Source organism: Kitasatospora sp. NPDC057965, assembly GCF_042887135.1.
GTDB lineage: Bacteria > Actinomycetota > Actinomycetes > Streptomycetales > Streptomycetaceae > Kitasatospora.
Genome location: NZ_JBHVPZ010000043.1, coordinates 1 through 20,582 on the forward strand (window position 1 = coordinate 1; position 20,582 = coordinate 20,582).

General features: G+C 70.7%; 18 protein-coding genes. 3 read left to right on the top strand and 15 right to left on the bottom strand.

Annotated features, from left to right (window positions below; genetic code table 11):
* Positions 1 to 145: 145 nt before the first annotated feature.
* From ACFVVU_RS35705 to ACFVVU_RS35745, 9 genes are all read right to left on the bottom strand, one after another.
* Positions 146 to 1,822, bottom strand: a complete 1,677-nt coding sequence (locus ACFVVU_RS35705; protein WP_387794016.1) for a hypothetical protein — start codon at positions 1,820 to 1,822, stop codon at positions 146 to 148.
* 203 nt (positions 1,823 to 2,025) lie between these two features.
* Entirely contained in the window at positions 2,026 to 2,430 is a 405-nt protein-coding gene (locus ACFVVU_RS35710; protein ID WP_387794017.1) for a hypothetical protein, read from the bottom strand.
* On the bottom strand, positions 2,427 to 3,095 hold the full coding sequence (locus ACFVVU_RS35715) for an ABC transporter ATP-binding protein (protein ID WP_387794018.1): 669 nt from the start codon (positions 3,093 to 3,095) through the stop codon (positions 2,427 to 2,429). The genes ACFVVU_RS35710 and ACFVVU_RS35715 overlap by 4 nt, the downstream gene beginning before the upstream one ends.
* 1,747 nt (positions 3,096 to 4,842) lie before the next feature.
* Complete coding sequence (locus ACFVVU_RS35720) at positions 4,843 to 5,031, bottom strand: hypothetical protein (protein WP_387794019.1); 189 nt, start codon at positions 5,029 to 5,031, stop codon at positions 4,843 to 4,845.
* A 383-nt stretch (positions 5,032 to 5,414) separates the two neighbouring features.
* Positions 5,415 to 5,819 carry a RidA family protein gene (locus tag ACFVVU_RS35725; RefSeq protein WP_380689666.1) on the bottom strand — a complete coding sequence of 135 codons (405 nt, stop codon included), beginning with the start codon at positions 5,817 to 5,819 and terminating at the stop codon, positions 5,415 to 5,417.
* Positions 5,820 to 6,210: 391 nt separating this feature from the next.
* On the bottom strand, positions 6,211 to 6,336 hold the full coding sequence (locus ACFVVU_RS35730) for a hypothetical protein (protein WP_387794020.1): 126 nt from the start codon (positions 6,334 to 6,336) through the stop codon (positions 6,211 to 6,213).
* A gap of 705 nt (positions 6,337 to 7,041) precedes the next feature.
* Positions 7,042 to 7,476: a DUF6892 domain-containing protein gene (locus tag ACFVVU_RS35735; protein ID WP_387794021.1), complete on the bottom strand. Its 435-nt coding sequence runs from the start codon at positions 7,474 to 7,476 to the stop codon at positions 7,042 to 7,044.
* A gap of 263 nt (positions 7,477 to 7,739) precedes the next feature.
* Positions 7,740 to 8,018, bottom strand: coding sequence for a bifunctional DNA primase/polymerase (locus ACFVVU_RS35740; protein ID WP_387794022.1), 279 nt, complete (start codon positions 8,016 to 8,018; stop codon positions 7,740 to 7,742).
* A gap of 6 nt (positions 8,019 to 8,024) precedes the next feature.
* Complete coding sequence (locus ACFVVU_RS35745) at positions 8,025 to 8,348, bottom strand: hypothetical protein (RefSeq protein WP_380688244.1); 324 nt, start codon at positions 8,346 to 8,348, stop codon at positions 8,025 to 8,027.
* Positions 8,349 to 9,346: 998 nt separating this feature from the next.
* Between ACFVVU_RS35745 and ACFVVU_RS35750 the strand changes: the two genes are divergently transcribed.
* Together ACFVVU_RS35750 and ACFVVU_RS35755 are read left to right on the top strand one after the other, a co-directional pair.
* Positions 9,347 to 10,984 (top strand): LuxR C-terminal-related transcriptional regulator, encoded by a 1,638-nt coding sequence (locus tag ACFVVU_RS35750; protein WP_387794023.1) that lies wholly within the window; start codon positions 9,347 to 9,349, stop codon positions 10,982 to 10,984.
* Between the two features lie 419 nt (positions 10,985 to 11,403).
* On the top strand, positions 11,404 to 11,559 hold the full coding sequence (locus tag ACFVVU_RS35755; protein ID WP_387794024.1) for a hypothetical protein: 156 nt from the start codon (positions 11,404 to 11,406) through the stop codon (positions 11,557 to 11,559).
* Positions 11,560 to 11,753: 194 nt separating this feature from the next.
* On the opposite strand, the gene ACFVVU_RS35760 is transcribed toward ACFVVU_RS35755, so the two are convergent.
* The 6 genes from ACFVVU_RS35760 to ACFVVU_RS35785 all read right to left on the bottom strand — a co-directional run bounded on the left by ACFVVU_RS35760 (position 11,754) and on the right by ACFVVU_RS35785 (position 18,338).
* Positions 11,754 to 12,653, bottom strand: a complete 900-nt coding sequence (locus ACFVVU_RS35760; RefSeq protein WP_387794025.1) for a nuclease — start codon at positions 12,651 to 12,653, stop codon at positions 11,754 to 11,756.
* 19 nt (positions 12,654 to 12,672) lie between these two features.
* On the bottom strand, positions 12,673 to 14,367 hold the full coding sequence (locus ACFVVU_RS35765) for a GMC family oxidoreductase (protein WP_387794026.1): 1,695 nt from the start codon (positions 14,365 to 14,367) through the stop codon (positions 12,673 to 12,675).
* 19 nt (positions 14,368 to 14,386) lie between these two features.
* The gene (locus tag ACFVVU_RS35770; protein WP_387794027.1) at positions 14,387 to 14,794 is read right to left on the bottom strand and encodes a sugar dehydrogenase complex small subunit; all 408 of its coding nucleotides are present in this window, start codon (positions 14,792 to 14,794) and stop codon (positions 14,387 to 14,389) included.
* 11 nt (positions 14,795 to 14,805) lie between these two features.
* Positions 14,806 to 15,669 carry a nuclease gene (locus ACFVVU_RS35775; RefSeq protein ID WP_387794028.1) on the bottom strand — a complete coding sequence of 288 codons (864 nt, stop codon included), beginning with the start codon at positions 15,667 to 15,669 and terminating at the stop codon, positions 14,806 to 14,808.
* 851 nt (positions 15,670 to 16,520) lie between these two features.
* Positions 16,521 to 17,129, bottom strand: coding sequence for an SMI1/KNR4 family protein (locus tag ACFVVU_RS35780; RefSeq protein ID WP_380686902.1), 609 nt, complete (start codon positions 17,127 to 17,129; stop codon positions 16,521 to 16,523).
* 198 nt (positions 17,130 to 17,327) lie between these two features.
* Positions 17,328 to 18,338, bottom strand: a complete 1,011-nt coding sequence (locus ACFVVU_RS35785; protein WP_387794029.1) for an Lrp/AsnC family transcriptional regulator — start codon at positions 18,336 to 18,338, stop codon at positions 17,328 to 17,330.
* 189 nt (positions 18,339 to 18,527) lie between these two features.
* On the opposite strand from ACFVVU_RS35785, the gene ACFVVU_RS35790 reads away from it, so the two are divergent.
* Positions 18,528 to 20,123, top strand: a complete 1,596-nt coding sequence (locus tag ACFVVU_RS35790; RefSeq protein WP_387794060.1) for an MFS transporter — start codon at positions 18,528 to 18,530, stop codon at positions 20,121 to 20,123.
* The last annotated feature ends 459 nt before the right edge of the window (positions 20,124 to 20,582 follow it).

The window sequence follows — 20,582 nt, forward strand, 5'->3', positions numbered from 1 at the left end:
CCACCTGCGGCAACAGGGGCTCTATCCGCTCCCACGCCGCGTCCGTCAACTCACCTCGACCTGCCACAAGATCAATTATCAGACAGGCCTTAGGACCAACTGCGCGAGGTCACCTGCGAGGACATCATCGCCGCGGGGCCGAGACCTAACGGCGAGGTGTGCGCAGGGTGACCCAACTGCTCGCAGTGGCGGCGAGGACGACGACGGCGATGCCGGCTCCGGCCGCGAGAAGGTAGGGAAGACGGCTGTCGAGGTGGTCCTCGTTGATCCGCAGGTAGGTGATGCCGACCATCGTGGAGGCGAGGGTGGCCAGTGCTGCGGAGATGGCCGCAGCAAGGAGGGCTTCGGTGTATTGGACGGCTGTCAGCCGGCCGCGCGCCATACCGAGGGCCCGTAGGGCGAACCACTCGCGGCGGCGTCCGCCGTCCTCGGTGACGGCCAGCAGGGCGCCGATGGCGGTGATCGCGGCGGCGACGGTCAGTCCGAGCAGGACCCAGTTGCCGGTGCTGTCGGTGACTTCCGACCACTGGTAGGCGTTCTCGAGCCGGAAGGCGGGTGAGGAGGACACCACCCAGGTCCTGGCCTCCTCCCAGGCCCGCACGTCCACGGCGACCCGCAGGTAGGCGGCAATCTGGAACGGGTCGCCGAGTTCAGCCAGGGCGGGGTCGTCGGGCGGCAGCACCATGACGGCCACGACCGGCGTGTCCAGGTCGGCGGGGAGATCGAGCGTTGTCGCGGCGGGCGGAACACTCGCCTGCCGGGTCCGGTCGGTGGATCGTAGGAGCAGGTTCCCATTGAGGTCCGGCGGGCTTGGCGCCACGGGTTCCCCGTCCACTGCGAGCGGGCCGCCGGCCCGCAGCATCATCCGGCCGCCGACGCAGTCGGGAAGCGCCCGGGCGAAGAGTTCCTCCAGCTGACGGCAGCCGGCGACGAGCGCGGTGTGCGCGGGACGGATGGCCTGGTCCTGAGCGGGAGACCACAGGGCGACGGCGGGCACCAGGCCGTGCACGGCCGCCGGAGGATCGGGTGTACGCAGGGGAACAACTTCCAGGGTCTCGGCTCTGGCCAGCAGGTCGGTGTGGCCGGCGGCGAGCGCCTGTTCGACCCAGGGCAGGTTGGGCTGGGCCATGACCTGGGAGACAGGTTGGGCTGCGCCGACCGCGAAGACGGCGATCCCGACCATTCCGGCGACGCGGAAGCGGGACTGCGGGTCCGCTGCCATCCGCCGCATCGCCAGCAGCCACACCACGCCGGCCTCGACCCGTCCGAGGAGCCGGGCCAGCCGCTGGCCCGCCCAGGCGGCGGCGCTGGGAAGGCCGGCGCCGAGCAGCACGATTGCCGCCCACAGGAGCGGGTCGCGCGGCTTGTGGCGGGAGTAGGCGACTGCCAGAAGGAGCAGTCCGGCGCCGAACAGCAGCGCCACCCACGGGCTGGTGAGCCGCACCGGCCGCAGGAACCGGACCTCGCGCGAGGCGCGGTCGGAGCCTGAGGCGGTGGCCGCGCCGAGCGATCCGGCGAGCGCGGCCACACCCAGGACGGTGAGAACCGACTGCCATGCGGGGACGCGCAGATCAGTGCCGAACAGCCAGCGGCCGGTCACGGGAAGGGCGAACATGTCCGGCAGCAGGAACGGCCAGGCGAGCGCGGCGGCGAACGCGCCGGCCGCGACCGGCGCGGCCGTCTCCAGCGCCCCGGCCAGCCGGGCCTGCGCTGCGGGCAGGCCGAGCAGGCGCAGTGCCTGGTAACGGGTGGTGCGGACATGGCGGCCGAATCGGCTGGCGGTCAGAACGAGCGCGACGGTGGGCATGACCAGGAAGAGCATGCAGCCGAGCGCCGGGTACCAGCCGAGTCCGCCGCCACTCTCGCCGCCGAAGCCCGTCAGCGGGCCCTGCAGGGTTCCCAGTTCCCCGGGAGTGACGCCGATGTAGGCGATGAGTTGGCCCGCGCTGCCGACGGCACGGGGCGGGAGGACCTCGGTGTCGGTGCCGACAAACCACTGTCCGAGGGAGGTGGGGGCCTGGCGGATCAGCCGGTCGAGCGCGGGCGAGACCAGGGCCCGCCCGGGGCTCGGCCAGGCGGTGACGCCGGGGGGAGAGGGCCGCGGGCGTACGGGTCGGCGACCCGCACGATCTTTATCCGGTGGCCGCGGTAGTCGTGTTCCACCTCGCTCCAGCCGGTCTCGGCCACGCCCGGGCGGCTGAGTACCGGTACCCCGCCGTAGCCGGTCTGCGGACCGAAGACCGGCACCGCCGCAGCGGTGCGGGCGCTCTCGCGGCCCTTCAACGACGCCGCACCAGCCGCGGCCAGCACCCCCAGCGCGGCGACCGCTCCGACCAGGGCGAGCAGGACGATCCTGCGTCGCGCCTGGCGCGACAGCACCGCCCGCCAAGCGACCGCCACCGCCGCCGGTACTGTGGCTGTCGGCCTCATGCCGGCTCCACCATCCGTCCTGCGGCCAGCACCACGGTGCGGTCGGTGCGCGCCGCCAGGTGCCGGTCGTGGGTAACCAGCACCACCGCCGCTCCGTGCTCCCGGGCCTGTTCCAGCAGCAGGCTGAACACCACCTCGGAGTTGCGGTCGTCCAGGGCTCCCGTCGGCTCGTCCGCGAACACCACGTCCGGGCGGTGCACCAGCGCCCGCGCGATCGCCGCCCGTTGCAGCTCTCCCCCCGATACCTCGCCGACCGTCCGGCGCCCCAGCCCTCCGATCCCCAGCGCCTCCAACTGCCCGGCGGCCCGTCGCCGGGCCTCCTTGGCCCTCATCCCTTGCAGGCGCAGCGGCAGGGAGACGTTCTCCAGCAGAGTCAACTCCGGTACGAGGTCGCCGAACTGGAAGACGAAGCCGAAGTGCGAGCGACGCAGCTCGTCGCGCTGTCGGACCGTCATGGCCTCGACTGGCCGATCGCGGAACAGGACGCTGCCGGTGTCGGCGAGCAGGAGCCCGGAGAGACAGTGCAGCAGGGTGGTCTTCCCCGATCCGGAGGACCCCACCACACCCACCACCTCTCCGGGGTCGACGCTCAGGTCAACGCCGGCCACCGCGGCCGCCGGGCCGTAACTCAGGTGCAGGGCCCGGGCTTGCAGCACTGGTGGCACGCGTTCACTCCTTACGAGGACTTGGTGGTTGGTTGGTCAGGTGTTGGTGGCGGTGACCCACCCGGAGCAGATGTCCGGGTCGTTCTGGCGCTCCTTGCAGACGTGGAAGTAGATGTACGGGCTGGTTACGGTGACACCGTAATAGCCCCAGTTGGTGTTGATGTCCTGCTGGCGGGAGATCCGGCTGCTGGCCGAGTGGTTCGCGTTGAACGCGTAGTCGACGTAGCAGTAGTCGCTGTCGTTGTTGTCCGCGTCTCGGATGCCGAACCAGTTGTTGGCATCGAGCCACTGAGCCTGGCACTGGCCGTTGGAGGCGTTTGATGACGCCGCTGTCGGCGGCGAGTGCCTGACCGGGCATCCTCCCCAGTCCCAGGGCCAATGCGGCCACTCCGACGGCGCCGCGCCGTATCCAGCTGCCGGTTTACTTCGAGCCCTTCATGAACACCCCTCCGAGAGTCGCCCATGTGGTTCATGGGTGCGTACACACGCTAGGCACCTCGAAAGGAAACTACAGGACGCCTTCAAGTCATTACAGTTAGTCACTATGGATACGCATGAAGCCGTCGAAATGGTCCCGCATCGATGTCAAACCAATGAGCGGAAGACGGTCACGATGAGACCGCGCGCCAGGTTACGGATCCACCCCGCCGGGTTCCGAGCAACGCATCTTTTGGCCTGAACCCGCCTGTCACCGGAGGCCAGTGCGGACGGCGCAGCTGTCATCGGTCTCCACCAGGGCTTCGAGTGGAGGGTGGGACGCAAGTCGACTCGACGAGTTCTTCAAGGCCGTCCGGATAGCCGGGGCGCAACTGCCGACCGCAACCCGCAGCGTCCGTTCTTCAGCAGTCGGCGCATCGGGCCCGTTTCGTGGGCCTGGGATTCGTGGGGCCGTGTACCGGCAGGCGGTGAAGCAGGCGTCGGCGCGGCATCGGAGGAGCTGCGCCTGGCCGCCGAGGCGAGGCCGGCCACCGCCGAGCTGCTCGCCGCCGTCCCAGCCGCGCCGCCCGCGTCGAGGACCTCCTCGAGCACGGACCCGCCGCCGCGGTGTGGCACCCGCTCGGCGGCGAAGGCCGGCACCCGTGCGACTGGACCCAGCTGCAGCCCTGACCACCCGCCCGCACCCTTGATGCCCCACCCGGGGCTTCCTGCCCGGGCGGGGCATCAAGGTACCCGGACCGGCCGCCACCAATGCTTTGACCTGCGAATTTTACCTATCCACCAAGGCTTCCGGAGCCGGTGGCAGCACGGCCGCCAAGGTATCGGGGGCGCCTTCCAAGGTGGTCATCAAGGTGACCACCGAGGCGGCGGGGCGGCCGTCAAGGAATCCCGCCTCGCCCTGGAACGGGCATCAAGGTACCCGCGGGGCGCAGCCGGACCACGGATCCGGTCGCGCGTACGATTCCCTGCCCAGGGCAAGCAGAAGACCTTCGAGTATCCTGACCGCCTGATCGCGGCGTAGCGTGCGCTGGTGGTCGTGCAGGCCGAGCGCCGGGCGCACCTGGCCGGGCTGCCGGGCTTCAGCGGTGATCTGGAGACGGCCCGGGAGGGGCTCGCCGAGGAGGTGCTGGCGGAGTCGGCACGCCTGGCGGAGGCCGAACAACAGGCCACCCACGGTGTGGGCGGACGAGTACTGGGTCGGTCTGTCGGGCGAGGACCGGGTCGCCGCCCGCAGCCGGCTCAAGCACACCGGCGAACCGGCCGAGCCCGCGGCCGCGCAGTCCGGCTCCGGGAGCCGCGCCGCTGCCCGTCACGCCCGGTAGGGCGTCGTCGAGGGGGTGGCTTCGTCGGCTCCGGGCGGCAGGACCGGCAGCGGCCAGGCGGGGTCCGGTGCCCAAGTGGGCCAGCCGGCACCGAACGGCCCGGCCTGGTCGTCCAGCATGCCGATCGCCCGGCCGCGGGCCCGGTCGATCTGGCCGGCCGTGTAGTCGTCGACCACCCCGAGGCGGCGCAGCTGCGCGTACGCACGGTGCGGTGCGGGAACGGCGCGCGTACCGCACCGACAGCTCGCGCGCCGTGCCCGCCATGCCGAAGGCTCTGCCCACCCGGCCCGGCCGTCCTACCTGACGGTCCAGCCCCGGGCCGGTGAGAACGGGGACGGTCCCGTTCTCACCTGCCACCCGAGCTCACAGGGATCCGGGGGTGGGATTCATCGGCCGGACGGTTGAGGGACGCCCTCCTGGACGCCGCGCCGCGCAGGATCCGGTGGCCTGACCGCTCCCGGGCGTGTTGCGGCGCCCGTCCCGGTAGAGGAGCCGGGTATGGGCCGCGCGCGGCCGGTTCCCGGAGCCCCTCCGTCTCGCAGGCCGAGCCTCGAGCCGGCTAGGGCTTCACATCAAGACGCACAAGGGCACCGATTTCCACGAGCTGGTCCGGCAGCGCCAAGTCCGATATGCCCATGACCGTGCTGGTCGGCCGGTGCTCCCCGAAGTAGTCGGCGTGGAGGCGTGCTGCCGCTTCGAAGTTCTCCCGCAGATTCCTCACTAGTACCGTGGTTTCCACGATCTGGCTCCGTTCAGCCCCGAACTGCCTCAGTACCAGGTCAAGGTTCTCCAGCGTGGTGCGAACCTGCAGTTCAAAGTCGCCGGCACCCACGAAGTCTCCATGCCGGTCATGGGACAACTGACCTGACACGTATACGGTTTCACCCACCTGAACGGCCTGGCTGTAACCGTACAGCGATTCCCACGGCATGCCGAACCCGAATTCCTTCACCTGAGAACTCACAAACCACTCCTTCAATACAGCACACGGTACTGCCGGTTGCAGACCGGAACCTTTCGGGTAGAAGTTACAGGTCCTCCGAAATTTTAATTTACCGACCGCGAACTCGAATTATTCTCTGCGCGCACGGACGGGGCTATGAACGCGGCCAAGCCCTCGTCGGCGCCGGGCGCGGCCGCGTAGCCGCCTCGGTGCGGGCGGCGGTGACTGGCCTGTGGTTCGTGGCCGAGGAGTGGCCGACCTGAGGCTGAGCCACCTGCCGCCCGCTCAGCCGTCGGGCGGTCTATCGTCCGGCGCGGCGCAGGGTGCCGCTGCGTCTACAGCGGGACGCCGAGGTGGACCCACTGTGCGAAGACCTCGGTGAGCGCCGTCTCGGTGCCGGCCTGCCGGCGGTTCAGGGCCAGGTCGGTGGCCGCGGCCCGTACCGCCGGGCCAGGACCGCCACCACCGGCTCCAGGTCCGCCGCCATCTCGGCCGGTGTCAGGCCCCTCGGGTGGTCCAGGCTCTCCCCCAGGAGCATCAGCGTCGACCGCAGCCGGGACGACTCCGTCCCGTCCCCGGCCGCGGCGCGCAGCGCCTCGAGGACGTCCAGCAGGGCCCGCAGGACCCAGGCGGGGAGGGCGTAGAGGACGACGGGGGGCGCGGTGTCCTGTACGGCGGCGGTGAGGTCGGCGGCGATCTCGGCGATGGCCTCGCCCGCCGTCTTCAGGGTCAGGGCCGGGAGCGGGTACGCGTGCGGGCGGACGTAGGCCGCCGCGGCGGTCAGGCCGAGAACTTCCGAGAGGTAGGCGGCGTGTGCCGGATCCAGGCCGGGTCGCCGGGCAGGACCCGGGGCAGCTCCAGGCCCGCCGGGCTCTTCGCCGCCACAGGGGCGAGTATCCCGGTTCCACGGTCACCGGCAGGCGGTTCCGGCGAAAGCCCCGTCCCGTCGCGGGCGCTGCGGTATCCGACGCGGCCAGCGTTCAGCGCCGCCGGTAGGTCGCGGCGGCCAACGGCGCGGCGGTCCGCCGACGCGGTCGTCCTACGCTCCTGAAACGCCGTCGACTCCGGTGCGCCATGGGTCGAGGATGCGGGCCGGCGCTCTGGGGAACCGGGCCATGACCTGGTGGCTGTCTCGGTCAGAGCCACCGACCGCCGCACACGGTTAGAGGGTTTCCTTCGGATCATCCGATCGATTGGCTGGTGTCTCGCTTGCCACGGCCCCGGCTCTGTTCCCGGCCGAGGCTCAGTCGGTCTCGATGCCGCGCGCGGCAAAGATCTCCGCCGCGTCCGGCACTGCGAGGACACCGTCCTCGACAAAGGTGACCTCCCGCAGGTTGGGCAGCAGGGCGAGATCGTCGAGCGAGCGGACATCGAACAGGTCGTCCTCGCCGTCCCAGGCAGGGGCACAGTGACGAAGGACATCCGCCCCCGCGTCAAAGCACAACTCCTCAACGCGGGCAAGCAGTTCGGCCGGGATCTCCAGGGACTCGAAATGGGCCCGGGACTCCGCCAGCACCTCCGTGTGCAGGCCGTTTTCCAGGACGTAGGACGCGGGGTCGCCGACCCCCCGCTCGGCCAGCCGCGCGGACACGTCGTAAACCGGGAGGAGCGGCTCGGGGCCGTACATGAGTTCCTCGATGACGAGCAGCTTGAGGTTGAAGTCGCTGAACTGGTTCATAGGGAATGGGTATCACGGAGGTACGACACCGGCCCCTGCCCGGCCCCACAACCGGGTGGAGGGGGCGGCGGCCCGCGCCGGGTCGCCGCTGGCGGGCAGCGGCGGACGGGAGATGTCGATCTGAGACGGCTGCTCCGTTCCGTCGGCTCAGACTGGCTATTGCCGCCTGGGCGCTCCTCGATCCATCCCGGCAGCGGGGCCACCGGGCGGTCCCGTTCGACAACGTACGAATGCCACTGACGTCCGAAGCCCGGGTCGGCGGGCTAGCCGCCGTTGCCCCCGCCCGGGCCTCGGACGTCGGTGCCCGGCCCGAGCCCGGTCCGGCCGCCGGAGACCGACGCGAAGGCGCAGCCGGGCGGGACGCGGAGGTACAGGTGCGCTCCGCCCGAGGGGCTGGTGACGGTCAGGGTGTCGGGCCGGGTTTCGCCGTCGTCTGGGCCGGCCGGGGCTGCAAGGACGTCCCGGCCGGCCCAGACGACGGGCAGGTCCAGGCCGAGCACCGAGCCGGCCCGGCAGCCGACGCCGATAGCGATAGATGGCAACGAGATCTAACCAACCCTGTCGTACTGCTGGATGTCGTCGAGGACAGTGATCGTCACCATGACGTTCAGCGGGCTTCCCCAGTCGACGTGAAGCAGGAACTCCACGCCGCCGGCTTCGGAACCGTTGCCATGAGCGCCGACGTTCGACACCCAGATGGGCGCTGCCCCGAGGCTCGGTCGAATATCCTCCAGGCCGCCGAACCCGCCAGGCCAGAAGAACTCTGCCGCAGTGATGATCACAGCGGACTTTTGACTGATGAAGGGCCAGTTGTGATTCCTCCTAACAGTACCTTCAACGCCGCTATAGAAGATGCGGAGTGAATGAGCCATTGCGCACTCCTGATGTTGGTCCAGACAGCCAATTCTGGACATTCGGGCGGAGGTGGACTTGACCTGGCCGAGCGCGCCCGCGCGGGGCGATCACCGCCGGTCTAAAGCCTTGTTCGTGTCGCGGAGTCGGGCGAGAAATCGTCGGCGACACGCAGGGCAGCGATGCTCTCTGTGGTGCCAGCCGTGCTGAATGCAAAACTCGGGATTGCTCGCGTTCCTGGTAAATGGGTAGCCGTCGTTGGCGAGCCCCTGAAGGAAGTCATCAATAGTGATGTTCATGATCTGCCTCGCTATAGATCAGAATGACCGGGCAGAGGGGGCCGTCGGCGTGTAGGCGCATCGAGGCCGCGCCCGCGTGGGGAGCAGGCCGGGATGGAAATGAACCGAACCGGGCTGGTGACTACTGAACTGTAGCCAGTACAGGTGGTGCAAGAAGTCGACAAGCGTTGCGCTTCACGAACTGCTCTCTGGTGCGGTGAACCTCGTGAAGAACTCCGAGGCTCCGCATCTGGAACTCTTCGACCCGTTCAGCGTGCGCCGGTGGGGGCCTGGGGCACATCGGGTGCACACCTCAGGATCCAGCCCGTCACGCCACTTCCCGCTCCATCCCGTCCGAGCACACCCCAGGCATGTCGGCCCCCTACGCTCGCAGGGCCTGCCCTGGCCGGTTCTGGATCCCTTGTGCCTCCGCGGGCGAAGGACTGATCTGGACATGATTGACTCCCATGTCGCTGTGGGCGGTTAGCGGTACCGGCGTCCTACGCGGCGGGATCCTTTGCGGATCGCCCTACGCCTCTGCCGGATCACGCTGTCGAACCTATCCGGGCGGGTGTGCACGCTGCGTCGGGTGAATGGCTCAAGACGCCCGGCGCGGTGGCATGGGCCGAACGGCCCACGGGCGACCGCCGGACCTGCCGGGTTCCGGGGCTCTCCACTAGATTGAGACAAGGAGCTCTGCATGGGGACTCGCGCCGGTATCTCGCGCACAGGGAGCGGCCATGAGTGTGGTGTCCCAAGATCTCGAACAGGGGCGCACCGCGTATGAGCGGCACTTCTGGGAGGAGGCGTTCACGCTGCTCAGCAGCGTCGACACGGCCTCGCCACTCGGCGCGGAGGACTTGGACCTGCTCGCAAAGTGCGCGTATTTCACCGGTCGGGGCGAGGTGTGTGTGGAGGTCGGCCGCCGTTCCTACACGGAGCGCCTGCGCGCCGGCGCTCCGCGCGGCGCGGCGATGTGCGCTTGCCAACTGAGCGTCGTTTTCATGCTCAGAGGCGAGGTGGCACTTGGTGGCGGTTGGTTGGCCCGCGCGCAGCGGTTGCTGGCGGAGGAGCCGGAGTGCGCGGAGCAGGGCTACGCCCTCGCGGTAGAGGCGGAGGCGCTCTACTGGGGTGGTGATCTGGAGGGGTCGCTTCTTCGGGCGTCCCGGGCGGCGGAGATCGGCAGCCGGTTCTCGGATGTCGACTTGGCGACCTTGGGCCTGCACCAGGTGGGCCGCGCGCGGTGCCGGCTCGGCGGGGTGGCCGAGGGGATGAGGCTGCTGGACGAGGCCATGGTCGCCGTGCTCGCCGGGGACCTCGACGCCTACTACGTGTGCTGGGTCTACTGCAGCTCGATTTCCCTGTGCCGGCTCGTGTCGGAGTTCCGCCGTGCTACGGAGTGGACCGCGGCCTATGGGCAATGGGTGGGCGCCCGCGAGGATGCCCTGATGTTCTCCGGCACGTGCCGCCTGCACCGGGCCGAGATCATGCGGCTCCGGGGAGCGTGGACGGAGGCGGAGCGCGAGGCGCGGCTGGCGTCCGAACAGCTGGACGGTCTGGACGCCATCGATGCTGCTGAGGCACTGTACGACGTCGGCGAGATCCGCCGACTGGTCGGAGATCTCCACGCGGCCGAGGAGGCCTACGTCCAGGCCAGCCGGCTGGGGCGGGAACCGCAAGCGGGTATGGCGCTCCTGCGGATGGCCCAAGGCCGGGTGGACGAGGCCGGGGCGGCGATCCGCCGGGCCCTGGCCGAACCCCACCGCGACCGTGCGGCCCGGGCGGCGCTCCTTCCCGCCCAGGTCGAGATCGCTGTGGCGGCCGACCGGATTGAGGAGGCACGCGCCGCGGTCGACGAGCTTCAGACCATCGCATCCGACTACGGCCCGGCCCTACGGGCGGCAGCGGAGTACTCGCAGGGGCTGGTGCAGTTGGCCGAGACGAACGCGAACGGTGCGCTTGCCTCCCTGCGCCGGGCGTGGCAGCTGTGGCAGGAGCTGGACGTGCCGTACGAGGCGGCGCGCACACGCCTGCGGATCGGTTTGGCGTGCCGTGCCCTCGGCGACGAGGACACCGCGCGCCTGGAGATCGACGCCGCGCGCTACACCTTCGCCCGGATCGGCGCCACGCCCGACCGCCGGCACGCCGAGCGGCTGCTCGGCAGAGCCAAGCGCACGGAGCTGCCCGGCGGGCTGACCTGCCGGGAAGCCGAAGTGCTGCGGCTGGTGGCCGCGGGCAAGAGCAATCGGCAGATCGCGGCGGACCTGTTCCTGAGTGACAAAACCGTGGGCCGCCACCTGAACAACATCTTCCTCAAGATCTCGGTAACCTCCCGTGCCGCGGCAACGGCCTACGCATACGAGCACCAGCTCGTCTGACCCTGCGCCGCAACCACGCAACTTGTGGAAGACGGAGCCCGCCGCGCCCTCCGCGACGGCCGTCTGACCGCCGGCCTGCGGAATCAGTTCTGTAGGCGGTCGGGGTGACGGAGTGGAGGCGCAAGCGCCGTGCGGGCCCTTGTCCCGGCTCGGCGAGGCCTTCGCCAGTTCACCTGGCAGATGGTCGGCAACCTGTTCGCAGGCCCCCTGCCCGAGCTCTCCTCAGGTCCGCTGCTGCCGTGGTGACCAGTTCAGGTCGAAGTCGTTGGGGTCGAAGTCGAAGTCGCCGGCGGTGAACCCGCCGTAGCCGGCGCCGCCGTCGAAGTAGTCCGCTAGCCAGTGTTCAGGTTCTCAGGTCCGCTGTGGCGTCGAGTGGGTGGGATGCGAGGCTGCCACGCGTCCGACACGTCGTCCCGGAGATGGCCGATCAGGCTGCCGCCCCACATCACCTTCCGAAGCAGTCGTACACGGGGCTGAAGAGGTTCGGGAGCAACCTGGTCAACGGAGTGCGTGCGATGCTCCTGGGCATCGCCCGGAAGATCATCGGAGAGGACACCCGGCAGCGGATCAAGTGACCGGACGCACGGTGGTCAGCGCGCTGCTCCCCCGATGGCAGGAGCAGCCGCGGCAGCAGGGCCGCGCTGGCCGACGTGCGGGCGGCGGCGGGGCGGCAGTCGCGAGCCCGCGCCGTGCCCCCTACCGCCGCCACGGAGGCGGCCGGCGCGTCCGCGGGCCGGGGTGGCTCGCGGGCGGCGGGTGTTTGCTGGTGCTACTTCTCGGCGAAGATGAGGTCCTCGATCGGGCGGGTCATGCGGAGGGTGCCGTCGGTCACTTGGACCACGTGCTGGAGGCCGAAGATCCTCTTATTGCGGTCCTCGGGGAGGGTGTACTCGTCGGCTTTGCCCGCCAGGAAGGCGGGTACGCCGCCCAGGTCCGGGCCGAAGACGCGGACGTAGTCGACGAGGTGGCGGAAGAGCTTGGGCAGCATGACCAGGTCGTCGGTGAGCGATTCGAGGTTCTCGATCTTCTCGCCGCTGGTGGTCTTGTCGTTCAGCCAGACGCTGTCGGGGGCCTTGTCCTTCCGGGCCTGCTGCGCGGTGGCGGTCATGTCCATCCGCAGGTCGGCGGGGAGGTTCTTGTAGAAGGTCGGGTAGACCAGCCCGAGGGAGAGCAGGTGGTGGTTGGCGGTGGCGCGCAGCATGTCGACCGTGACGTTGAGGTGGGTGCCGCTGCGCGCGGGATCCGGGTCGGTGCCGATCTTGGGCGCGTCGCCCCGGCCGACCAGTGCGATGCAGCGGTTGTAGACGTCGGCGCCGCTGGTGAGGATGTAGCCCGGCACGGCCCCGGGCTTCGAGGAGCCGACTCGCTCCTCCTCCTTCTTGTCGTCGCGCACGACCTCGGTGAAGCCCAGCCACGTCAGCAGTTCGTTCCGGGCGGCGTGCGCACCGAGCCCGAGCGGCTGGTGCACGAAGTCGCCGACGCCCGGGTAGTGGGTTTCGAGGGCGTCGATCCCGTCCAGCCGGATCGAGACCCCGCCGTGCTCGTTCCGCTTGACCTTGTGCATGCCGGGGACGTCGCACCAGAACGCCGCGTCGTCCGGGTAGAAGCGGACGGTGTCGCCGTCGGGGGAATCACCGGTGATCCGGTAGGTGCCGGTAATGAGCAGCATGGACATGTGTACCTCCCGGTCACAGGGTGTTGGCGAGGGCGTCCGCGGTGCGGAGGGTCAGGGCGGCGAGGGTGAGGGTGGGGTTGGCGGTCCCGGCCGTCGGGAAGACGGAGGAGCCGACGACCCAGACGCCCGGGTGGTCGTGGGACCGGCCGGTGGCGTCCACCACCGAGGTGCTCTTGTCGGTGCCCATGCGCATGGTGCCCATGAGGTGGCCGGCGCCGAGGAAGCGCAGGTCGGCCTGCAGGGGCTCGACCGCGGTGGCACGGGCGGTGTCCTGCAGGTGCTGCCACATCCGGCGGGCGACGCTGTGGCCATAGGCGAGGGCCCGCTTGGAGTACTCGTCGATCCGGTAGGTGATCCTGGGGCGGGGGACGTCCAGGGCGTCGCGCTCGTCGGAGAGGGTGACGCGGTTGTTCGGGTCCGGCAGCTGCTCGGTGGAGTAGCTGAACCGCAGCTGGTGCGTGATGCGGTCCTGGACGGCCTGCTGAAGGGGCTGGCCGATCTTCTTGATCTTCTTGTTGTCGGAGTCCCACAGCGCGTGGTCGAGGGCGAGGCCCACCGGCTCGCTGCGGCCCCAGCCGTCGTTGCCGATGGTCATCCGGAAGGCGCCGTTGTTGCCGCGGAACTTGCCGTCGCGGAAGGTGTCGATGCCGAGGGCGGACTGCGGGCCGCGGAAGGGGTAGAGGGGCTGGCCGAACAGGCCGACGACTTCATTGGCCAGGTGGTCCATCAGATTGCGGCCGACCTGGTCGCTGGTGTTGTCGAGGTTGGACAGCAGCCACAGCTTCGGCGTCTCGATGCCGTTGACGGCCAACACGACGTGCTGGCCGTCGACCTGCTGCTCGGCCTTGTCGGCGGTGCTCCAGTCCTTGAAAACCACTGTCGGTGCGAGGTCGCCGGGCCGCTTGGCGAGCCGGGTGACGACGCAGGCGGTGCGGATCTCGACCCCGAGGCCGAGGGCCTTGGCGATGTGGACCCCGCCGTCGTACTTGGCCCCGGAGGGGCAGATGGGCAGGCAGCTGCTGTTGCCCTGGCAGGCCGGACGGCCGTCGTAGTCCTGGGAGAGCCGGGCCTGCGGGGTGGTGAGCACGGTGACCGGGACGTCGTCGATCGGCCTGATGGTCGACAGGGCGGCGCGGACCAGCTCGTCGCCGTAGCTGGGCGCCATGCCGGGCATCGGGTAGGGGGCGCTGCGCGGGGTGAGGTCCGTCCACTCGGCGTCGTTGCCGGAGACCCCGAGCTCCCGCTCGGCCTGGACGTAGTACGGCTCGATGTCCTCGTAGGTGATCGGCCAGTCGACGCCGACCTTGTACAGGGTATTGAGTTTGAAGTCGTTCTGCAGGAAGCGGGGCGTGTTGCCGCGCCAGGCCCAGGTGCTGCCGCCGAGCATCCGCTGGAAGCCGCTCTCGTACAGGTCCGGGCCGGTCTCGACGTAGTAGCGGTTCATCGCCACCGGGTCCGGGGTGCCGTCAGAGGAGGGGGCGTAGGCGAGCCGGTTGTTGTCGAGCTTGGCGTAGGGGGAAGGGACGTTCTTGTTCCCGGCGGTCCGGTAGGCGTCGACGAAGGCGTCCCGGTCGGGCCCGGCCACGCCGTTCTTCCCGGCATCGATGATCAGGATCCGGGTGTTCGGCTTGGTGGTCTTGATCCGGCAGGCGGCGAGGGCTCCGGCCACTCCGCCGCCGACGATCACGACGTCGTACTGGGGGTTCATGACGGACGGTCTCCTCGCCTCACGGTTGCTTGGTCCAATAGCCGTAGCCGTCCGGGCTGGGCGGCTGGGGCGTGGTGCCCGGCGCCTTGGCCTTGATCACCCGCCAGAGCAAGCCGTCCTGGTACTGCGCGGCCGTGGTGGGGGTGTCGGGCTTGCCGTCCGGCCGGCTGAACTGGGCGAGGTACCAGACGGTGACGGTCTCCCGGGTGATCCGGGCGAGGGCGGGGTCGGCGTTGACCGCGTCGACCAGGGCGGTGGCCGGGTCGGGCTGGCCGGCGGCGGTGCGGTAGGCGTCGAGCAGGCGCGGCACGTCCGCCGGGAAGGCGGCGGTGAGCCGTTGGAGGTACTCGTCGGAGCGCGTGGCGTCCAAGGAGGCCTCGCCGGTCAGCAGCTCGGACAGCGCCAGGAAGTCGGTGGCGTCGCTCATGTCGGGCTCCCTCACGCCTCGTCGAAGACGAGGTCCTCGGGCGGATTGGTCATCGCGAGGGTGTTGCCGTTGGTGACCTTGACGACGAAGTCCAGCCCGGTGGTGAAGTGGCCGGTGGAGAGGATGGTGTACTTGTCCGCCCGCTGGGCGAGGTAGGCGGGGAAGCCGTCGAGGTTGAAGCTGCCGAGCTGGAAGTAGTCGATCAGGCGGCGGAACAGCTTGGGCAGGATCACGGCGTCCTGGGTGACGGAGGTCAGCCCGGTGATCTTGACGCCCGTGGTGGTGGCGTCCTGCGGCCACAGGCCGAGCCCGGCGGCGCGGGCGGCGACCGCGACCGCGGTGAGCTCGTCGCGCAGGTCGGGGAACAGGTTGCGGTAGAAGGTGGGGTAGGCGAGGCCGGTCGCCACCAGTCGGTGGTTGGCGGTGGTGCGCAGCAGCGGTACGTCCACGTTCACGTCGGTGCCGCTGTCCGCCGGCCCCTGGCCCTCGCCGACCAGGGCGATGCAGCGGCCGAACTGATCGGCGTCGCGGGTCAGGATGAAGCCGGGGTCACGGCCGGCGTGGCGGTGGTGATGGTGATGGTCTCGCTCGCGTCGCGCTGGAACTGGCTGAAGCCGAGGAAGGTGAGCAGTTCGTCGGCGGCGGCGTTGGCCGGGGACGAGGAGCTGGTGGTCGCGGTTGGGCCCGTAGTGGGTCTCGGTGGCGTCGATGGCGTCCAGCCGGAGCTGGGTGCGGCCCTGGCCGTTGTGGTGGACGGTGTTGGTGCCGTGCAGCAGGTTCCAGTCGTTGGGGTCGTCGGGCGTGAAGTGGATGGAGTCGCCGTCGGGCTGGGCGCCGACCACCTGGGAGGAGCCCTGGATCAGCAGCATGGTCATGATGGCCTCCGTGGGATGAGGGGGAAGGGCCCGTACGGCCGGTTCGACCGGGGCGGCTCGCTGGGACCCGCACGTCGGCGGCGTCACAAGGGCCATCATCACCACGGCGCGGTGCAGGCTGCTGCGTCTGTACGCCTATTCGGATGCCGACCGGCGTCCCGCCCCCGCTGGCGGGGGCGGGGGCGGGGGCGGGACGCCGACGGGAGGCGATGGTGCGCCGTACCCCGGGTCAGCGAGCTGGGATGATCATGGTCGAGCATCAGGCCGGCGGCGGCGACACTGCTCGACAGCGGTGAGGAAGCCGGCCGGGGCGCCGACAGTGACGTGCTGCTCGCCGGGGAGGTACTCCCAGCGTCCAGGAGGAGGGTGGAGGGGGTCGCTCCCCGCGCGCACGGGCCGGACACTCTCTGACTTACGGAGTTGGAAGAGTGTCGGCTGGTTGTGCGTGGGTGGGAGCGCCAGCGGGTCGCCCCGCAGGCGCGGGGGTCAGCCGTACCAGGGGCGGCCGCTGGGCCGCACCAGACAGTCCTCCCCGCGCAGGCGCGGGGGTCAGCCGGACCCGAGCGGGGGTTCCGGTGGGATCGGCGGGTCCTCCCCGCGCCGGCCGGGGCAGCCGAGGTACACCAGGAGTAGGCTGCGCCGACCATGAACGCACACGTCGACCCCGAGCGGCCCCGGCACGACGTGACCGCTTCCGGGCCGCCCATCCGGCGACTGTTCCAGGACGTCATCGCCGATCGCCTGTCGCCGGGCCGTAGGCCGCCCCAGGCGCCGATGCTGTTCGACGCCGAAGCGATCCCCGCTGGGACGATTCGTCTCCATTCTCAACCGGATGACGCGGCTTCGGATTCTCAGGACCGTGACAGATCCTTGCGGTCGCGGTGCTGTCTCTCGATGCGGTCGGCCGGCGCTCGCAGGGCGGGTGAGGTCAGGTTCAGGTTGCGGTTGTCGCGCCCGGCGAGCATGTGGTCGAGCCAGCGTTCGTACCAGGCCAGGAAGTCCGTGGCCGACGAGACGTTGGGGCCCCAGAAGCCGTCGGCGTTTCCGGTGACGACGCGACCCGCCAGGGGACCCGTGATACCGAGAAGCACCAGGTCGGAACACCCCGCCTCGATGATGTGCAGGAACAGGTCACTCCGGTGAGACGGGCCGCCGGTGAACGTGAACCCCCGAGGGCGGCCGGGCTCGCCGCGGGGGTCCATCCTGAACAGCCGGCATGACTGCAGCGGCAGCAGGCCGTAGAAAGGCGATGCGCCGCCCCCGCCCAGCCTGGTCAGGAAGCTGCGGTAGGGGGCGGGCAGTTCGATGTGGCGGTCGGCCTCGAACTCGGCGACCTTCGCGTCCGGCAACGGGGGTTCGAGGCGGAACCCGTGCTTCTCTTCGCCGAAGGAGTAGCTTCGCAGCGCGGCATAGGGCACCTTGGCGAGCTTGCGTCGGATACGGGCGATCCGGGAGTCCATGCGAACTCTTCTCTCTGTCCTCCGCAAACTACCTGCTCACCGGTACCGGTGTCACCAGTGTGATCGGCTGCCCCCATAAGCCCCTCCCCCGCTCCTTCGCGAGCGCTATGTTCGCATCCGCGTGAGGCGCCCACGTCGGGCCCCGCAGGCGCGGGGGTCAGCCCACGCCGGACGGCGAGATCTGAACCCGCGGCCCCTTCACCCCCAGCCCGGGTGGATCAGCCGTCCGTGGTGGATGAGGGACACGGACTGCTTGAGGCGGCGGGCGCGGATGCTGATCTCGTAGCCCCTGATGCCCTCGATGTGGGCCAGGCGGCGGCTGAGGTAGCGGTAGAAGTCCGGGGTGTCCTTGCAGATCACGACGGCCAGGAGGTTGTGCTTGCCGCTGGTGGCCGCGGCGAAGGCGCATTCGTCGTGCCGGTCGATCTCCTCGCCGATGCGGTGGAGGGCGGGCAGGTCGACCTGGAACCAGAGGAGCGCGCTGAATTCGTAGCCGAGCCGTTCGGCCAGGATGTCGATGCCGTAGGCGAGGGAGCCTGCGGATTCCAGGGCCTCCAGCCGGCGGGCGACGCGGGCCGGGGACCAGCCGGTGGTCTCCGCCAGGCGGGTGTGGGAGGCGCGGCCGTCCTCCGCCAGGGCCGCGAAGAGGGGCAGGTCCTCGTCGGTCGGGGCAAGCGGCGGCCCAGCGGGTACGGGGCGCTCCGCCATCAGCTGCCGCACCTGCTCGTCGGTGAGGGAGCGTTCCCCGCCGGCCCAGCCGGCCGTGGCCGGGGTGGTGAACGTGTGGATGAGCAGGTCCACGCTCGTGTCGAGGAGTGAGGCAGCCCTCGGGAGCTGCCGCAGCAGGACGTCGTCGCGCCCGGTGCCGCTGGCCGAGCGGATGAGGCAGATGACCTCTGACCCGCCCGAGGCGATGCCGGCGTAGCCGACCTCGGGCCTGCGGGCGAGGGACTCGGCGACGGGCCCGGCGGCGTCCGGGCGGCACCGCAGCCGCGCGATCCACTCCGCCCGTCCGTGGGCGGCCGGGCTGCTCAGTCCGACCACGCGCAGGACCCCGCCGCGGCGCAGCGCATTGTAGCGGCGGGCCACGGTCTGTTCGGACACTCCGATGACCTCGCCGAGGCGGCGAAACGAGGCCCGCGGGGCACAGTGCAGCCCGTGGATGATTTTGCGGTCCAGGTCGTCATACACGGAGGAATCCTGACACACGCGAGCGTACAGATGGAGGTTCTTCTCCTTCTACCGAGATCGCTTGGGGACTATCCGCCGGCGGGGGCGAAGCTGGTCGCTGCCCAACCAGCAGCCGGTGCCCGCGCGGCACCCCGCAGCCGAAGGAACCACTTCGTGAACCCCGCAACGGTGCAACGCCCCGGGGCCGGACGAGGCGTCACGCTCGTCATGGCCTGTCTCGGCGTCTTCGTCGCCTACCTTCCCGTGACCACCGTGTCGGTGAGCCTGCCCGCGATCCAGCGGACGCTGGGCGCCTCGACCTCCCAGCTGTCCTGGGTGTCGGACGCGTTCGTGCTACCGATGGCCGCGCTGATCCTGACCACCGGCGTGTGGGGCGACGTCCACGGCCGCAAGCGGGTGTTTCAGGCGGGCGTGGCCTTCTGCGCGCTGGGCGCGGCCGTCTCGCTGGGGTCGGACTCGGTGCAGTCGCTGTGGATCGGACAGGCGGCCTCCGGCCTGGGGGCGGCGGCCCTGCTGCCCACCACGCTGGCCCTGATCAGCCACGCGGTCCCCGACCACCGGGAGCGGGGCAGGTTCATCGGCGTGTGGGCGATGTCCATGCTGGCCTCGCTGGCCGTCGGGCCCCTGATGGCCGGGGTGCTGCTGGAGCACGTCGGGGTGCGCTGGATCTTCCTCCTGCCGATCCCGGTGTCCCTGGTCGTGCTGGCCGTCGCGGCCTTCCTGCTGCCTGACTCCCGGGCGCCGCACGGCCGGCGGCTCGACTGGCCCGGGCAGATCAGCGCGGCTGTCACCGTCACCTCGGTCGTCTACGGCGTGATCGAGGGCGGCGCCAACGGCTTCGGCGAGCCCGCGGTGGTGGCGGCCCTGGTGCTCAGTGCCGTGAGCGCGGTCGCGTTCGTCCTCGTGGAGCGTTGCAGCAGCAGCCCGATGCTCGACCTGGCCCTGTTCCGCAGCCCGGCCTTCGCCGCCACCACCCTGGTCGCCATGATCAGCTTCCTGGGGCTGATCGGCTTCTTCTTCGTCCTGAGCCTGTACTTCGGCCTGGTGCAGCACCTGACCACCCTGGAGGCCGGACTGCGGATGGTCCTGGTGAGCGGGACGTCCCTCGTCGTCGGCATCCCCGTCGGGCGCCTGATGCACCGGGTGTCCGCCCGGGTCATGATCACCACCGGTCTGGTGGTGATGGCGGGCTCACTGCTGTCGCTGACCGGCATCGACGCCGGCACCTCCTACGGGTCGCTCGCCTGGCGCCTGGTCCTGCTCGGCCTCGGCATCGGCGCCGTCCTCACCCCGATGACGGCCGCCGCCGTCTCCTCCGTGCCGCACCACCTGACCGGCATGGCCGCCGCGGGGAACAACGCCTTCCGCCAGCTCGGCGGCGCCCTCGGCCCCGCCGTGCTCGGCGCATTGCTGACCACCCGCGCCCTCGACTCCCTTCCCAGCCGACTCGCCGACGGCGGCGTGCCGGCGGAGGCCACCGGCCGTGCCCTCGCCGCCGCCCGGGACCAGGGCCTCGGCGCCGTGACCGGGCTCGACCTGGGCCCCACCACCGAACCGGCCCTGGCCGCGCTGGGCGGCTCCTTCCTCGACGGCCTCCGGCTCTGCCTGATCGTGTCGGCCTCGCTCGCCCTGCTGGCCGCCCTCGGCTGCGCCCTCCTCCTGCGCCCGGCCGCGCCCTCGGGCCGCCCCTCCCCCAGCGCCGGGTCCCCGGCCGCGGCCCCGGCCCCGGCCCCGCGGATCGCCGCGGCTGCCGCTGCTTCCACTGATGGCGCGTCCGTCGAGGAACTCCAACGCACACCGTGACATCGGGTGCGCTGCCCCACCCGGGGCGGCGCACCACCCCGCGTTCCGAACCAACGTCAGCCCGTGCTCCCCGCGCCGACGAGGGTCAGCCGGCGGTGGACGGTGGCGGCGACTGATCGGCTGGGTCCTCCCCGCACGCGCGAGGGTCAGCCCGGCTTCCCGGCGGCGAATCGGCAGACGCTGTGGTCCTCGCTTCGCAGGCGCTTCGGCGGCCACTGGCAGTCCGTGCCGCCGGCGCGCCGAGCGGAACTGGAAAAGCTCTGAACCGGACTGCTGACCAGCACCGAGGCGGTCGGCGCACTGCCGACGAGCCCGTCCGACCTCGTGGTTGACCGTTCCCCTGCGTCACGACGCCGTCCGTTCCTAGGCTCGCCGGCACACCGTGGGCGAGGAGGGGAACGCCGTGGCCCGCAGGCCCGCACGCCGACGCACCACAGCCGCCCGCGACCTGCTCGACGA

What these genes read in the sequence shown, in the direction of transcription:
- ACFVVU_RS35775 (WP_387794028.1), bottom strand. Translation starts at nt 15,669, where the DNA reads ATGACCATGCTGCTGATCCAGGGCTCCTCCCAGGTGGTCGGCGCCCAG.
- ACFVVU_RS35730 (WP_387794020.1), bottom strand. Translation starts at nt 6,336, where the DNA reads ATGCTCCTGGGGGAGAGCCTGGACCACCCGAGGGGCCTGACACCGGCC.
- ACFVVU_RS35770 (WP_387794027.1), bottom strand. Translation starts at nt 14,794, where the DNA reads ATGAGCGACGCCACCGACTTCCTGGCGCTGTCCGAGCTGCTGACCGGC.
- ACFVVU_RS35745 (WP_380688244.1), bottom strand. Translation starts at nt 8,348, where the DNA reads ATGGCTCATTCACTCCGCATCTTCTATAGCGGCGTTGAAGGTACTGTT.
- ACFVVU_RS35760 (WP_387794025.1), bottom strand. Translation starts at nt 12,653, where the DNA reads ATGCTGCTCATTACCGGCACCTACCGGATCACCGGTGATTCCCCCGAC.
- ACFVVU_RS35790 (WP_387794060.1), top strand. Translation starts at nt 18,528, where the DNA reads ATGGCCTGTCTCGGCGTCTTCGTCGCCTACCTTCCCGTGACCACCGTG.
- ACFVVU_RS35710 (WP_387794017.1), bottom strand. Translation starts at nt 2,430, where the DNA reads ATGAGGCCGACAGCCACAGTACCGGCGGCGGTGGCGGTCGCTTGGCGG.
- ACFVVU_RS35765 (WP_387794026.1), bottom strand. Translation starts at nt 14,367, where the DNA reads ATGAACCCCCAGTACGACGTCGTGATCGTCGGCGGCGGAGTGGCCGGA.
- ACFVVU_RS35780 (WP_380686902.1), bottom strand. Translation starts at nt 17,129, where the DNA reads ATGGACTCCCGGATCGCCCGTATCCGACGCAAGCTCGCCAAGGTGCCC.
- ACFVVU_RS35755 (WP_387794024.1), top strand. Translation starts at nt 11,404, where the DNA reads ATGGCCGATCAGGCTGCCGCCCCACATCACCTTCCGAAGCAGTCGTAC.
- ACFVVU_RS35705 (WP_387794016.1), bottom strand. Translation starts at nt 1,822, where the DNA reads ATGCTCTTCCTGGTCATGCCCACCGTCGCGCTCGTTCTGACCGCCAGC.
- ACFVVU_RS35750 (WP_387794023.1), top strand. Translation starts at nt 9,347, where the DNA reads ATGAGTGTGGTGTCCCAAGATCTCGAACAGGGGCGCACCGCGTATGAG.
- ACFVVU_RS35735 (WP_387794021.1), bottom strand. Translation starts at nt 7,476, where the DNA reads ATGAACCAGTTCAGCGACTTCAACCTCAAGCTGCTCGTCATCGAGGAA.